Source organism: Mucilaginibacter sp. UYCu711 (assembly GCF_050433825.1).
Taxonomy (GTDB): Bacteria; Bacteroidota; Bacteroidia; order Sphingobacteriales; family Sphingobacteriaceae; genus Mucilaginibacter.
The window spans coordinates 417,861-432,972 of sequence record NZ_JBNPWM010000001.1 but is presented as its reverse complement, the minus strand read 5'-3'; the positions used below and the strand labels follow the sequence as shown (position 1 = coordinate 432,972).

The 15,112-nt window shown below is 43.0% G+C and carries 15 protein-coding genes; 7 read left to right on the top strand and 8 right to left on the bottom strand.

Annotation, left to right across the window (positions count from 1 at the left end):
• Window positions 1-62: 62 nt before the first annotated feature.
• Window positions 63-896, bottom strand: a complete 834-nt coding sequence (kduI, locus tag ABIB50_RS02060; RefSeq protein ID WP_429376836.1) for a 5-dehydro-4-deoxy-D-glucuronate isomerase — start codon at window positions 894-896, stop codon at window positions 63-65.
• A 160-nt stretch (window positions 897-1,056) separates the two neighbouring features.
• On the opposite strand from kduI, the gene ABIB50_RS02055 reads away from it, so the two are divergent.
• Window positions 1,057-1,665, top strand: coding sequence for a YhcH/YjgK/YiaL family protein (locus tag ABIB50_RS02055; RefSeq protein ID WP_429376830.1), 609 nt, complete (start codon window positions 1,057-1,059; stop codon window positions 1,663-1,665).
• Between the two features lie 3 nt (window positions 1,666-1,668).
• Here the strand turns inward: ABIB50_RS02055 and ABIB50_RS02050 are convergent, their stop codons facing one another.
• Together ABIB50_RS02050 and ABIB50_RS02045 are read right to left on the bottom strand one after the other, a co-directional pair.
• On the bottom strand, window positions 1,669-2,052 hold the full coding sequence (locus ABIB50_RS02050) for a DUF3037 domain-containing protein (RefSeq protein ID WP_429376828.1): 384 nt from the start codon (window positions 2,050-2,052) through the stop codon (window positions 1,669-1,671).
• Window positions 2,030-2,806 carry a HipA family kinase gene (locus ABIB50_RS02045; RefSeq protein ID WP_429376826.1) on the bottom strand — a complete coding sequence of 259 codons (777 nt, stop codon included), beginning with the start codon at window positions 2,804-2,806 and terminating at the stop codon, window positions 2,030-2,032. The genes ABIB50_RS02050 and ABIB50_RS02045 overlap by 23 nt, the downstream gene beginning before the upstream one ends.
• 396 nt (window positions 2,807-3,202) lie before the next feature.
• On the opposite strand from ABIB50_RS02045, the gene ABIB50_RS02040 reads away from it, so the two are divergent.
• From ABIB50_RS02040 to ABIB50_RS02020, 5 genes are all read left to right on the top strand, one after another.
• Entirely contained in the window at window positions 3,203-3,787 is a 585-nt protein-coding gene (locus ABIB50_RS02040) for an outer membrane beta-barrel protein (protein ID WP_429376824.1), read from the top strand.
• A 47-nt stretch (window positions 3,788-3,834) separates the two neighbouring features.
• On the top strand, window positions 3,835-4,542 hold the full coding sequence (locus ABIB50_RS02035; RefSeq protein ID WP_429376822.1) for a DNA alkylation repair protein: 708 nt from the start codon (window positions 3,835-3,837) through the stop codon (window positions 4,540-4,542).
• Between the two features lie 9 nt (window positions 4,543-4,551).
• On the top strand, window positions 4,552-5,073 hold the full coding sequence (locus ABIB50_RS02030) for a GNAT family N-acetyltransferase (protein ID WP_429376820.1): 522 nt from the start codon (window positions 4,552-4,554) through the stop codon (window positions 5,071-5,073).
• A gap of 79 nt (window positions 5,074-5,152) precedes the next feature.
• Complete coding sequence (locus ABIB50_RS02025) at window positions 5,153-7,315, top strand: alpha-galactosidase (protein WP_429376818.1); 2,163 nt, start codon at window positions 5,153-5,155, stop codon at window positions 7,313-7,315.
• A 40-nt stretch (window positions 7,316-7,355) separates the two neighbouring features.
• Complete coding sequence (locus tag ABIB50_RS02020) at window positions 7,356-8,048, top strand: SGNH/GDSL hydrolase family protein (RefSeq protein ID WP_429376816.1); 693 nt, start codon at window positions 7,356-7,358, stop codon at window positions 8,046-8,048.
• Window positions 8,049-8,103: 55 nt separating this feature from the next.
• On the opposite strand, the gene ABIB50_RS02015 is transcribed toward ABIB50_RS02020, so the two are convergent.
• The 4 genes from ABIB50_RS02015 to ABIB50_RS02000 are packed head-to-tail and all read right to left on the bottom strand — an operon-like array spanning window position 8,104 to window position 12,934.
• Complete coding sequence (locus tag ABIB50_RS02015; protein WP_429376815.1) at window positions 8,104-9,024, bottom strand: glycerophosphodiester phosphodiesterase family protein; 921 nt, start codon at window positions 9,022-9,024, stop codon at window positions 8,104-8,106.
• Between the two features lie 9 nt (window positions 9,025-9,033).
• Entirely contained in the window at window positions 9,034-9,762 is a 729-nt protein-coding gene (locus ABIB50_RS02010; protein ID WP_429376813.1) for an MIP/aquaporin family protein, read from the bottom strand.
• A 35-nt stretch (window positions 9,763-9,797) separates the two neighbouring features.
• Window positions 9,798-11,288: a glycerol kinase GlpK gene (glpK, locus tag ABIB50_RS02005; protein ID WP_429376811.1), complete on the bottom strand. Its 1,491-nt coding sequence runs from the start codon at window positions 11,286-11,288 to the stop codon at window positions 9,798-9,800.
• Between the two features lie 35 nt (window positions 11,289-11,323).
• Complete coding sequence (locus ABIB50_RS02000; protein ID WP_429376810.1) at window positions 11,324-12,934, bottom strand: glycerol-3-phosphate dehydrogenase/oxidase; 1,611 nt, start codon at window positions 12,932-12,934, stop codon at window positions 11,324-11,326.
• Between the two features lie 177 nt (window positions 12,935-13,111).
• Here ABIB50_RS02000 and agaR point away from each other — a divergent pair, with 177 nt between their 5' ends.
• On the top strand, window positions 13,112-13,876 hold the full coding sequence (gene agaR / locus ABIB50_RS01995) for a transcriptional repressor AgaR (RefSeq protein ID WP_429376809.1): 765 nt from the start codon (window positions 13,112-13,114) through the stop codon (window positions 13,874-13,876).
• A 152-nt stretch (window positions 13,877-14,028) separates the two neighbouring features.
• Here the strand turns inward: agaR and ABIB50_RS01990 are convergent, their stop codons facing one another.
• Window positions 14,029-15,105 (bottom strand): Gfo/Idh/MocA family protein, encoded by a 1,077-nt coding sequence (locus ABIB50_RS01990; protein ID WP_429376807.1) that lies wholly within the window; start codon window positions 15,103-15,105, stop codon window positions 14,029-14,031.
• Between the last annotated feature and the right edge of the window lie 7 nt (window positions 15,106-15,112).

The following is a 15,112-nucleotide window of genomic DNA, read 5'->3' as shown; positions in this document are numbered from 1 at the left end:
TCTGTTTAAGCCTCACCCTAAATCCCTCTCCTTTGGAGAGGGACTTTTATGAAGCGTGTTGTTTATTTAATATCTGCGATGTTTAAAACGTCCATATCTGTATAGTCAAGGTTTTCGCCTGCCATCCCCCATATAAAACTATAGCTGGCCGTACCGCTGCCCGAATGTATGCTCCATGGCGGTGAAACCACAGCCTCGTAATTACCCATGATAATATGGCGGGTTTCCTGTCCCTCGCCCATGTAATGAAATACCCGCTGCCCTTCCGGAACGTCAAAGTAAAAATAAGCTTCCATCCGCCTGTCGTGCACGTGTGCAGGCATGGTGTTCCACACACTGCCATCGCTTAAAATGGTTAGGCCCATAACCAACTGGCAGCTTTGGATCCCTTCGGCGTGAATGTATTTATTGATTGTACGGCGATTGGCGGTTGAAGCATCGCCTGCATTTACTTTCACTGCCTTATTATTAGTTAATAAGGTAGTTGGATAATTGGTATGCGCAGGGCATGACAGCAGGTAAAACACAGCAGGCTTAGTGCTATCCTTACTTGAAAACTTTATGCTTTTTATGCCTTTTCCTATATACAGGCAGTCCAGTTTATTTACGGGGTACGATTGTCCGTCGGCTATAACTTCACCATCTCCCGCAACGTTAATGATACCGATCTCGCGGCGTTGCAGAAAGTAGTCGGCTTTTAGATTTGGATAGTTTTCAAGCTCCAGCTGTTTGTTAACAGGGTTTGCAGCACCTACGATCATACGGTCATAGTGTGTATAAACACAATTGACCTCGTCAGGCTTTACTGTTCCATCCAGCAAAAAGCGCTCGCGGATAGCCGCGGTTTGATAAGATTTAAAGTCTTCTGGATGGACACTATAGATAGATTTCAACACAATTTAGATTTTGGTTACGAATAGCAATTTTACAATTTATCAGTCAATTAAAAGCTATTACTGTTATATTTTTACGCAATCGATGCAGAATTAAGTAAATACTTGTATTATTGAATATTAAACCGGTTACCCCTATCCTTTGGGCAATATAATTATCATCATGAAGAAAGTATCTGTTTATAAAATCGCCTTGTTGGCTATTATATGTTTTATCAGTACGGCTGCATCCGCCCAAATGAGTGAGAGCGATGCCAAAGCCTGGGTTAAAAATGGCGAATGGCGAAATGGCCTGATGCTAAATATGTACGCCGGCCTTAATAAGGCCGAATTTGCAAAGCAATATCAACGTAATAAAGTTTATTGGGATAAAGCATTTGCTTTCCTTAGAACCACACAGCTGGATACACTATCAGTTGGTAAACATGTGATAGATGGCGATAATGTGTTTGTAACGGTAAGCGAAGGCCCGACAAAGGACTATGATAAAACCGGTTGGGAGGCACATCGCAAATATCTTGATGTACACTTAATGATTCGCGGGAAAGAACGCATTGGTGTAATGAACCCTACCAACGCCAGGATTACTAATCCATATGATGAGACCAAGGACGTAGGCAATTTCGACCCAGCTACCAAAGGCGACTATTATGTTGCAGATCCTAACACCATGTTGATATTCTTCCCTTTGGATTCGCACCGCCCAAGCATACACGTTGATGGCTATGATACGGTTAAGAAGCTGGTAGTAAAAATTAAGGTAGCCGAATAATACTTACAACACCAACTGCGCATGCAGCTTTGCTAATGTTTGCTGCGGATCGGCTGATAGGCCAGGGTGTACTTTAGATGCCTGTACCACGGTACTGCGTGTAGCCGTAAGCCAGCGAAAACGCGATGCTTCATCCAGCTGAGCAATAGGGCCGCCTTCGGTACTGCCTTTGCAGATCTGCTCAAATGCGTGCAGGTTAGCTTTTATCTGCACGGCTTCATCGGGATTGGTAAAGCAGCAGATCTTGGCTTCATTAACCGTGATTATGGCTTGCAGAAAGTTTAGCTTTTTACAGTACAGCACCACCCCTACATTCATAAACTCTTCACGCTCTACCCTTGGTACAACGCGGATTACGGCGTACTCAAAAACGTGTTTCCCTGGCATGGTTTGCTTCTTTTATAAATATATCCGATGTCGCTATCCGCAGCAATAAAAACTGTACGTATACTTCTCTCCGTTCGGCTGCTTCTTCAGCCTCTTCGGCTAGCCATTCATCAGGGATCAAAGCCGCGATATCGCGTATAACCTGTTCATTTAAGATTGCTTTGAACCCTGTGTCAACCGCTTCCAGTTGGGTTGCGCCCATTAGCAGCACATGATCCTTAACCTGCACAAACGGGCGTACGGCCTGCTCCTTCCAGTTATCCCATGAATGATGGAAATACAACGCGGCGCCATGGTCTATCAGCCATAGCTCTTTATGCCATATCAGCATATTGGTATTACGCGGCGTACGGTCTACGTTGGTAAGCAGGCAGTCCAGCCATACAATTTGCGAAGCCAGCATATCGTCTATCACCGTAACCGCAGGGTCAAACGTTATAGCGCCCGACAGGTAATGCAGCGCCAGGTTTAAGCCTACGCTTGCCTTTAACAGGTCCTGAATCTCTTCATCGGGTTCGGTGCGGCCAAAGGCTTCGTCTAAATTGGCAAATACCAGCTCGGGTACTTTCAGGCCTAATACACGGGCCAGCTCGCCGCCTATCAATTCAGCAATAAGGGCCTTTACACCCTGCCCTGCTCCGCGAAACTTAAGCACATACAAAAACTCGTCGTCGGCCTCGGCAATTGCGGGTAACGATCCGCCTTCGCGCAGGGGAGTAACATAACGGGTAACATTTACGGTTCTAAGTTCCATTTGATATCAGGATTTAAAACTAAGCATTTATATCAAATGAGGCTGTAAAATTGTAAAATCGGGTGTTTGTCTGTTTCATGAAAACATGAAACACTTGAAACAGTTGAAACACTTTTTTAGCGCAAACGCCTTTAAATAAGCAAGTTAACAAAAGCGAGGTGAAACACTTTGCAACAGTACAAAAAGTTTAAATAATCCACCTAAATAGCTGTTAGTAAGTTGCTTATTATTTTTTAGCTGTTTTTAATCTTACGGAGTGAAACACTTACAGTGAAACACGCCTAAGTATGTTAGGTATTATTACCCAAAGCAATCCTGGTATATTTTTTATATGCCTGATGTAGCGTTCTGGTTCGCTTTACGTTTTACATTTGTAAACACCCTAACTTTAACTTAATGAAACTTAAACTTACCATTTTGGCGCTTGCATTATTTATTACGCGGGCCTATGCGCAAACAAGCAACACTTTATCGGTAATGTACGCGCCGGGCTCGGGCGATGTAAACATACATGGTGCAATAGGTGATTTCGGTTATCATTCTAAACCTTCAAAAGCATTTGGATTGATATATACACGGCAGATTAAAAAGGCCCTGTCTCTTGAAACCGGCTTAACCTATTCGCAGAGCGACATTGAAGAAACATCTTTTCCATCAGGGAAGGTTAATACGTATTACGATAAGGTAAACTTGGTAACCATACCGCTATTGGCAAAGTTTACATTTTTTAAATATTTGTATGCCGATTTGGGTTTTGATCTTGATTTTCAAACCAATTATAAAAGCGGTATTTCTGTAGCGCCAAAACAATCGGGTGTTGGTTTTGAAGGTGGTCTGGGTGCAAAATACAGCTATAAATCTATTATGATATTTGTTAGTCCCTATTTCCAATACCATGGCTTAATTAAATTTAACCACCAGGGATCGAACCATGAATTGATAAATTCAGGAGTAAAACTTGGCGTTGGTTATAATTTTTAAAACGCTGCTAAGTATTTATCTTTAGCTATAATTTAAAAGGTGTTGTTATGACGGTAGACGAAATTATGGCCGAGCTTAAAGCCCGTGGCGACGATAAGATCAAAAATATATTGATGAAGCACGGCGTTAAAGAGCCGTTTTTTGGTGTAAAGGTTGAGTATTTAAAGCCGATACAGAAAAAGATAAAGAAAGACTATCAATTGGCAAAGGACTTGTATGCTACCAAAAACGCAGACGCCATGTATTTGGCAGGCTTAATAGCCGACGATAACCAAATGACCCCGGCCGACCTGCAAACCTGGGTGGAACAGGCCGTATCAAATAATATCAGCGAGTACACCGTGCCTTGGGTAGCTGCCGAAGGCAAGCATGGTTTTGATATGGCTTTAAGCTGGATAAATTCAGACCAGATACATATTGTCGCTGCCGGCTGGGCCACGCTGGCAAACCTGGTTGCACTTAAACCGGACGAAGAACTGCGCTTAGACAGCTTAAAAATACTGATAGATCGTGTAGTTAATACCATTCATTCTTCGCCTGACAGAGTTCGGTCAGCCATGAATATTTTTATTATTTCTGCCGGTAGTTATGTAAGCGCTTTAAATGCTTATGCTAACGAAGCTGCTAAAAAGATCGGTGTAGTTATGGTTGATAAAAACGGGACATCATGCAAAGTGCCGGACGCTATTGAATACATTGCAAAAGCACAGGCAAGGGGAAGTTTGACCAAAAAGAAAAAAACAGTTAAGTGCTGATTATTTACGGTGGATAATATCAACATCACTAAAATTACACCGCAAAGGCTAAAGGCCCTACACTACATCAGCTATAAAACTTTTGTAGACGCGTTTGCGCACTTAAACAATCCCGCGGACCTGGAGATTTTTTTGAGCGACCACCTGACAGAGGAGTCGTTAGGAGAAGAAATTCGCAACCCCGGATCTGAATTTTATTTTGCGGAAATAAATGACCAACCCATAGCATACTTTAAAATAAACACCGGCAATGCCCAAACCGAGTTGAGAGAAACACAGGGGCTGGAAATTGAACGAATCTATGTATTACAAGGCTACCAGGGGAAAAAGATCGGGGAGTTGCTGATAACTGAGATCATAAAACTCGCGAAGCAACAAAATAAAACTTACATATGGCTTGGGGCATGGGAGATAAACCTAAGGGGAATCAGCTTCTATCAAAAAAACGGCTTTGTGATATTTGACAAGCACCAGTTTAAAGTAGGTAATGATATCCAAACCGATATCATGATGAAGCTGAAATTGAAATAATTAAACATTTATTTGTAATTAATATTGGGGTAAAATAATATACCTATTTTATTTATCTTGCCTTAAACCTTAATTAACCATGAATAACCTGAGGATCCTCGCGTTTCTGATTTTACTATTCATTGCATTAAATGGTAAAAGTCAATCTATAAAAAAAACAACCGACTGGCTCATTAACAGCGAGGGATACCTTGCAGCCATTACACCGTCTAAAAACGGAAAAGAAATAACTTTATCTAACGGCCTGCTAAAGCGGGTTTTTAGAATACAACCCAATGTTGCTTGTGTGAGCTATGAAAATTTGAGCAATAACCAACAATTATTACGCGCTGTTAAACCTGAAGCAGAACTAATAATCGACGGTAAAAAAATCAACATAGGCGGCTTATACGGTCAAAATGAGCAAGCTTATTTAATACCCGCTTGGATTGAGGCTTTTAAAGCAAACGAAAATGATTTCCAATTTAAATCATACACCGTTTCCAACATCCAACCTTATATAAAATGGAAACAGACATCATGGGCCGGCGGCATTAAAAGTACTACTGGGAAAATGCTAACCCTTAATTTTCAATCAGCCTCATTAAAAGGTATTGACGTAGCTATCCATTACGAATTATACGATGGTATTCCACTAATTGTAAAGTCGTTATCTGTTAATAACAACAGCAATCACGCTGTCACCATAAACAGGTGTGTAAATGAAATTTTAGCAATGGTTGAAGAAGAAAGCGCGGTTATTGGCACGCCTGACCAAATGCAAAAACAACACGGTATTTACATTGAAACAAACTACGCGTTTAACAACGCCATGCGTTATAACATTAGCGACCAAACAAAGCACTGGGATGTTGATTCAAGTTACACATCGCAGGTAAACTACAATTTCCAAACCCCTTGTTTATTGCGGGTATACCCGGAAAAGGTTACAAGTGTTAAAGTTGATCCAACTAATGTCTTTAACTCAGTACGTACCCATGAGCTATTGATTGACACTTATGACCGGGAAAGACGAGGGCTGATGATCAGAAAAATGTATGCTACAGTAGCCCCATGGACCGCCGAGAACCCCATATTTATGCATCTTGTGAGCAAGAACGACAACCAGGTAAAGGACGCTATAAACCAATGCGCCACAACCGGTTACGAGGCACTAATACTAAGCTTTGGCAGCCATTGCAATATGGAAGATACAAGTGCCCTAAATATCAGGAAATGGAGGGCTTTAGCGCAGGAAGCTCATCAAAAGGGCATAAAAATTGGCAGTTATTCGCTGTTCAGTTCTCGTAGAATAAGTGACGACGATGATGTGATCGATCCGGTAAGTGGCAAGCCGGATGTTGCGGCTCTGTTTGGCCATGCACCATGCATGGGCAGTAAATGGGGTTTAGCCTACATTAGCAAACTAAAATATTTTATGGCCAATACCGGCTTTGATATTTTTGAAAATGATGGCCCCTATCCGGGCGATTTGTGCGCGTCAACCTCACATCCCGGGCATACGGGTTTGGGCGACTCGCAATGGAGGCAAATTGAATTGCAAAAAGAATTGTACCGCTGGTGTAATGAACGGGGTATCTATGTCAACGCGCCCGACTGGTATTTCCTGGACGGATCAAATAAAATTGCATTAGGGTATCGCGAAGTAAATTTTTCTTTACCGCGTGAGCAACAGAAGATATTGAACCGTCAAAATATTTTTGATGGAACATGGGATAAAACACCTTCAATGGGATGGGGATTTGTGCCTTTAACCCGCTACCAGGGCGGCGGCGAAGAAGCTGTGCTTGAACCGCTTGAAAAACATTTGAAAGATTATGAGCAATTAATGATGCAGTACTATGGTGCCGGTGTGCAGGCCTGTTACCGCGGTCCGCGCTTATATGATACCGACAAAACAAAGCAATTAGTTATAAAAACAATAAGCTGGTACAAACAATACCGGGATATACTTAACGCTGATATTATCCATCTTAGAAGAGCAGACGGCCGGAATTGGGACGGCATAATGCATGCAGATCCTTATTTAAAACATAAAGGGTTGGTGATGCTGTTTAACCCAACCAAAGAAAAAATTACCAGAAAAATAACGCTTCCGTTGTATTATACCGGGCTAACTACAACCGCTATGGTTCAGGAAAAAGACCAACCGGGCAAAAGATACGTGCTTAACCGTAATTATGAAATTGAAGTTAACGTAACTATAGCGCCCGAAGACTATACGTGGCTAATTTTACAATAGCTTTTTGAATTTGTGATAAATTATTTTCTAAATTGGCAACATGAAAAAGAATCTACTGTTACCTGCGCTGCTATTTGTTGCTGCATCGGCAACCGCCCAAAATAAAGACTGGCCAAACATTCATAAATACGAACAGGCTAACACCGACGCGCCCGCACCGCAAAAAGGCGAAAAGCGAGTGGTATATATGGGCGACTCGATAACCGATTTCTGGATAGGCAATGACGGCGATTTTTTTAAAAGCAACAATTATTATGACCGTGGCATAAGCGGCCAAACCACGGGCCAGATGCTGGTGCGCTTTCGCGAAGATGTGATCAACCTAAAACCCGATGTAGTAGTTATACTTGCCGGCATTAATGACATTGCCGAAAATAACGGCCCTTCTAAACTGGACGATGTAATGGGTAACATCATGTCAATGGCCGAATTGGCAAGGGCAAATAAAATAAAGGTGGTGTTATCGTCAGTTACCCCGGCGGCGGCTTTCCCTTGGAGACCGACTATCGATCCAAAAGAAAAGGTGAAAGCTTTAAATGAGATGATTAAAGCCTATTGCGACAAAAACAACTTTATCTACCTGGATTATTTTACAGCAATGGTTGATGAAAACCGCGGGTTACCTGCTACGCTATCAAAAGACGGCGTACACCCCAATCTTGAAGGCTATAAAATAATGGAACCATTGGCCCAGGCCGCTATAGCCAAGGCTTTTAAAACAAAGCAGTTTTAAAATACTCATACCATAAAACAAAGCCTGGTAGTTGATCTGCCAGGCTTTGTTGTTTTTATTTTAACTCCTTAAAGTAATTGGGGTAATCGGTAATGATCCCATCTACACCCATACTTTTAAAATTCTTCATTTCGGCAAGGGTGTTTATTGTCCATGGGGCAATCAGCATCCCTTTTTCATGGCATTGTTTTACGATATCGGACGTTACAAACTTACCGGCCGGGTTGTAAAACATTGGTGAGAAACCCAACTTAGCTACATCGCCGGCAACACTTAAAGTTTTATCACCGGTTAAATAACCAAGTGCTATTTCAGGGTTAGTACGATGCAATACCTGTAAAGGGCGCATATCAAATGATTGTACGATAAGTCGCTTACCCAGTTTTTTAGGCTGTAGTACATCCATTACCAGTTTCATATATGGCACGGGCGCGGGCTGGTCAAAACCATCCGTCTTTTCTGCGGATTTTATCTCTACCAAATAATAAACATCCGGCAGGCCTTTGGCTTTTGTATAGGCGTCAACAGCATCTATAAGTGGGCCTAACAAAGGGGTGTAAGTTGGCTTGTTTTCCTGCTGCGGATAACCAGGGTTGGTGCTAATGATGAAAGGCTTTATATCCGCATAATTCATCTGGTAAAACGTGTACTTAGTCCGTTCCTTAACGGGGATCTTACTACCATCGGGCATAACGGTATAAGCCGGATCAAAAGATTCGTCATGATATACAACCACCTGGCCGTCTTTGGTGATATGCACATCCATTTCAACCATGTTTGCGCCTACCTCTATTCCTTTTTGCATAGCCTCGATAGTATTCTCGGGCATTAATCCCCGTGTACCACGATGGCCCACTTTAAAAAACGCAGGATAGCTTTTTTTATCGGGCATTGTTTTTAATGAGCTGCATGAAACCGCTAATAATCCTGTTAAACATAGGCCGCCAAATAAGGTGCTATAAAACTTGTTGTTCATTGATGTTTATTATTTTAAGTATAAATATAATCCGGCAGCTACCGCCGAACCAATAATTGGCCCTACAACCGGCACCCAGGCATAATCCCAACCGCTGCTTCCTTTTTCGGGAATAGGCAATATGGCATGCATAATACGCGGCCCTAAATCGCGGGCGGGATTTATAGCGTACCCGGTGGTGCCGCCCAATGACAAGCCGATTGCCCAAACCAATAATGATACCGGCAATGCGCCTAATGAGCCTAAGCCGATAGGTGTTTTGTCTGCACCTAACTCGCCCTTAGTGAAATAGAATATTACGAACAACAGTACAAAAGTGCCTATAACCTCACTAATGATATTTGACAATGGGTTACGGATAGCCGGTGACGTGCAAAATACCGCCGCTTTAGTGCCCGGATCTTTGGTAGTAAAAAAATGATCCCGGTACATCAGGAACACCAGCAAAGCGCCCAGCATGGCACCGGCAAATTGTGCCGCTACATACATAGGTACTTTGGCCCAGGCAAACTGGCCCGTTATTGCTAACGCGATGGAAACCGCGGGGTTTAAATGCGCCCCGCTGTACGGACCAGCAATAACAACACCAGCAAAAACTCCCAGGGCCCATCCCGTGGTTATTACTATCCAGCCGCTGTTATGGCCCTTTGTTCCGGTTAAAATTACATTTGCTACTACCCCGTTCCCTAACAGGATAACGAACATGGTGCCGATAAGTTCGGCGGTAAATTCTGACATCTCTTAATTGTTTTAGGTTAGTTTATTGGTTTATTTTATAACTCGGTCCATACTTTAACAGCGGCTACCGCTTTGTTCCAGCCTTTAACCATTTCATCACTGTTAAGTGATGTATCAGGTTCAAAACTGCGGTTTATTTGCCATTGCTTTTGGATCTCATCAATATCACTCCAATAGCCGATAGCCAGGCCTGCAAGATAGGCCGCGCCTATAGCAGTTACCTCGGTTACCTCGGGGCGCACTACCGTTGTTTTTAAAATATCAGCCTGGAATTGCATTAACAGGTTATTGGCAGTTGCACCACCGTCAACCCGCAGCTGGGCAATCTGTGCGCCTGAATCAGCTTCCATCGCTTTTAAAACTTCTAATGTTTGGTAAGCAATACTTTCTAAAGCCGCGCGGGCAATATGCGCGTTGTTTGTTCCCCGGGTTATACCAAACATGGTACCACGGGCATATTGGTTCCAATGCGGTGCACCAAGACCTGCAAAGGCAGGTACCAGATAAACGCCGCCGCTATCAGGCACTTTAGCTGCAAGTGTTTCAACTTCGGCAGAGGTGCTTATAATTTTCAGCTCGTCGCGCAGCCATTGTACAACGGCGCCGGCAATAAATATGCTGCCCTCAAGCGCGTATTGTACCTTATCGCCTATTTTCCAGGCGATGGTAGTGATGAGGTTGTTTTTTGAGATAATGGGTTTATCGCCGATGTTCATCAGCATAAAACAGCCTGTACCGTAAGTATTTTTAACCATGCCCGTTTTAGTACACATTTGCCCAAACAGCGCGGCCTGCTGGTCGCCTGCTATACCCGCGATAGGTATTTTTGCAGCCAATACGCTGCCGGCAGTTTCGCCATAAACCTCGCTGCTTGATTTTACCTGGGGGAGCATACTTGCCGGGATGGTAAACATATCCAGCAATTCTGTATCCCACTGCAAAGTATTAATATTATAAAGCATAGTACGCGACGCGTTGCTGACATCGGTAACGTGTACATTGCCCGAGGTCATGTTCCAGATCAGCCATGAATCAATAGTTCCAAATGCCAGTTTCCCGGCTTCAGCCTTTTCCCTGGCACCTGTTACATTATTTAAGATCCATTGCACTTTAGTTGCCGAAAAGTAGGCGTCTAAAACCAATCCTGTTTTTTGCTGGATGATCTTATCAGCGCCTTTTGCTCTCAGACCATCACAGATAGCCGATGTGCGGCGATCTTGCCAAACTATAGCATTATGTACCGGCTCGCCGGTTTCCCTGTCCCATACAACGGTTGTTTCGCGTTGATTGGTTATACCGATGGCGGCAATATCTGTTGATTTAAGGTTTGCTTTGATCACAACTTCGGCAGCTACTGATGCCTGGGTCGACCAGATTTCGCGGGCATCATGCTCCACCCATCCCGGTTGCGGATAGATCTGGGTAAATTCTTTTTGAGCGACCGCGACAATGCTGCCGGCTTTATTGAAAATAATAGCCCGCGAGCTGGTGGTGCCCTGGTCTAACGACAAGATGTACTTCTCCATTAAGTTACTTTTAGGTTTGGTATTGGTTGGTTTATTTAACAAATATATTTTTTATTCTCAGTAAATTCTGCTGTAAGATATTGGTTTGCCAATTTGTTAAAATTATTCACCTGTGCCTCTTCCCAAGCCAGGTTATAATTTAATTCGGTAGCTATTAATTTGGCAACAGCCGGCGCTAAACTCATGGCTGCCCTTGCATCTAAAAATAAAATCCGCATTCTTCTTGCCAACACATCTTCAACTGTGCGGGCCATTTCGTTTCGTACGGCCCATACTACTTCCGCGCGCAGGTAGGGTTGTTCATCGTCTAACTTCCGGCCTAACTCAGGTTCTGCTTTAATCAGCACCTGTATAAAATCCGCATCACTGCCATAAACCGATAGCTGATCATCGCCAATTGTTTTAAGGTGTCCATGAATTTTTAGCTGCATTGTATTGCATGGTTTACTGGTTAATCCAGCAACTTGTATAGCTTTATCCACGGTATCTTCAGCCATTTTACGGTAGGTGGTCCATTTGCCCCCGGTTATAGTAATTAACCCCGAAGCGTTTACGATCAGTTTATGGCTCCTTGAAATTTCCTTGGTGGCATTAGTATCCTTATCGGGCGCTGCCAACGGGCGCAAGCCGGCAAATACGGACAATACATCATCGCGTGTTGGCGCTTTTATGAGGTATTGCCCGGCTGTTTGTAAAATAAACGCTATCTCCTTGTCCAATGCTATAGGTTCAAGGCTATGGTTTTCTAAAGGGGTATCTGTTGTTCCTACTAATATATGATTGTGCCATGGCACGGCAAAAAGCACCCTCCCGTCGGTAGTTGCGGGGATCATTATAGCGCTGTCACCATGCAGGAATGACCTGTCCAATACCACGTGCACACCCTGGCTCGACCTGACTAAAGGTTTTTGCGCTGCGCTGTCCATCTGCAGTATCTGGTCAACAAATACGCCGGTGGCGTTAATAACAACTTTTGACCGGAGATTAAAATGTTTACCGCTTTCAATATCAAGGGCAGTTACGCCGTTAATCTTTCCATCCTTGGCTTTAAGCAAACCGGTTACCTGCATGTAATTTAATAATATACCGCCTTGTTCGGCCGCGGTTTGGGCAAGGTTTATGGCTAACCGCGCATCATCAAACTGGCCGTCCCAATATGCTATGCCGCCTTGTAACCCTTCGGCTTTAATCTCGGGGATAATACCTATTAATTCATCCCGCGAAAGCGACTTTGATCTGCCGAAACTAAATTTACCGGCCAGCCAATCGTACATTTTCAGGCCGATAAAGTATTTCATTTTATCAACCCAACTATAGCATGGAATTATGAATGACTGTTTTTTTACCAGGTGAGGTGCGTTTTGCAACAGCAAGCCGCGCTCGTGTAAGGCTTCATAAACCAAACCTATATTACCTTGCGCCAAATAACGCACCCCGCCATGCACCAATTTTGTACTGCGGCTTGATGTGCCTTTGGCAAAATCAGCCTGCTCTAATAATAACGTTTTATAGCCACGTGATGCCGCGTCAACAGCCGTACCCAACCCTGTAGCACCACCACCGATAATGATAATATCCCACAATTCGGTTTTATCCAAATACTGTAAAAATCCCGCTCTATTAAAACCTGTATTGTTTCCTATCATTTCATTTAACACTAAAATTATTTCGTTTCCATATAAAACGAAATATTAAACAATAATATGAAATATTTCGAAACCTCTAATATTTTCCAGGTACAAGTTATCCACAGTTTCAATCAAAGCCTCGCGATTGCTCTTTTATTGTAAATTTCTGTTAAATTGCACCGTAAAATAACTTAGATGCGCAGTTTAACCGAAAGGCACCAACATATTTTAAACCAGGTTCAGCAAAAGGGAAGTGTAAGCGTGCTTGATCTGTGTAATGAATTAGAGGTATCATCAGTAACCATTCGAAAGGATTTGAAACTTTTGGAGGATAAAAACTGCCTGTTTCGTACACATGGCGGGGCTACGCAAAACAATCCTTATACTACAGACCGGCCGGTAAACGAGAAAGAGAAGCTACAATCTGCAGAGAAAATAAAGATAGGCGCCGCTGCTGCAAACCTTATTCAGCCTGATGACTCTATCCTGATAGCATCCGGAACAACGGTGCTGGCCCTCGCCAAAAGCATTCAACCGGTTGGAAATTTAACAGTTATTACCTCTGCTTTAAATGTGGCTCTTGAATTGATCCATCATCAAAATATCGAGGTACTGCAATTGGGCGGCCTCCTCAGAAAAAGCTCATCATCTGTTATGGGGCCCTATGCCGAAAGTATATTGGCCGACTTTTTTTGCAGTAAGTTTTTTTTAGGTGTAGATGGGATTGATCTGGAGTTTGGCCTAACCACTACCAGCGCAATGGAAGCCCACTTAAACCGGCAGATGATGGCGGTATCGCAAAAAACTATAGTAATAGCCGACTCAACCAAATTTGGCAAACGGGGTTTTGGTAAGATCTGTGGACTGGATGAAATAGATCAAATAATTACCGACAAAGGATTACCTGAGCATATAGCCGAAAAATTAGAGGCCATGGGCGTTAAAGTAATATTGGTTTAACTATTTGCAGCCTCTTTTAGTATCGTTAAAAACGCATCTAATTTAATTGGCTTAGTAATGTAATTGGCCATCCCGCTATATAACATTCTTCGCGGTTTTCAGCTATTACATTAGCGGTTATAGCTATTATCAGTGGTTGTTTGTATGATTTATTACAATACTACTACCTGCCCTGTTCTTACAGACTCATCGCAGGCAAACGCTATGCGTAAGCTGTTAATAGCATCTTCTGTAGGATGGGTGAGGTCGAGGTCATCATGAATAGCTTTGAGGAAGAAACGCTGTTCGCGGTTGCAAAGTTCCTGGTGATCGGGCTCATCATGCATGTCTATAAACTCATCGGTTTTGGTAAATTCATCATCTTTATTAAGATCAGCATGATGAATTTTTATCGATTCGGTTTTAGTATGCGAATCTATATTATCAGACATCCCAACTTTTGATGATTCTTTGGCAACTATGGATACTGCGCCCTTTGGGCCAAAAACATCTTTAATAAAAAATGCCGTTTCGCTAACCATCGGCCCCCAGCCTGCTTCATACCAACCTATCGAACCATCTTCAAAACGGATTTGTAATTGCCCGTAGTTATAGTTCCAGTCGGGTATATCATCTGTTAGCCTTGCGCCTATAGCGCTTACCTGTACTGGTTTGGATCTGGTCATCTGGCACATCACGTCGATGTAGTGCACAGCGCAATCAACTATCGGGCTCAGGCTTTTCATCAGGTTACGGTGTACCGTCCATTTTGGGCCATGGCTTTGCTGATTAAGGTTCATCCGCATAACCAACGGCTTGCCCATTTGCTGGGCAACCTCGATAAATTTTTCCCACGACGGATGATAACGCAGAATATAACCAACAACCAGTTTCTTACCGGCTTTTTTTGCCGCGTCGGCTACCCGTACCGCACCTTCTACGGTATCGGCCAAAGGTTTTTCTATAAACACATGGCAGCCGTTTTTAAAGGCTTTTATTGCAAAATCTTCGTGCGTATCCGGGTAGGTTGAAATGCAAACTGCATCGGGTTTGGTAACCTGTAACGCTTCATCATAATCGCTGAACAGCGCATAGCCACCGCCAAGCTTCTCATTCAATACCACCTTACTGTTACCTGTTGATACCAAACCACAGATCTCAAACCCATCTAAATTATGGTAAGCTGTGGCGTGCGAAGCGCCCATATTACCACAACCAACCACCAAAACACTTATATTTTTAACTGACATATGTTCT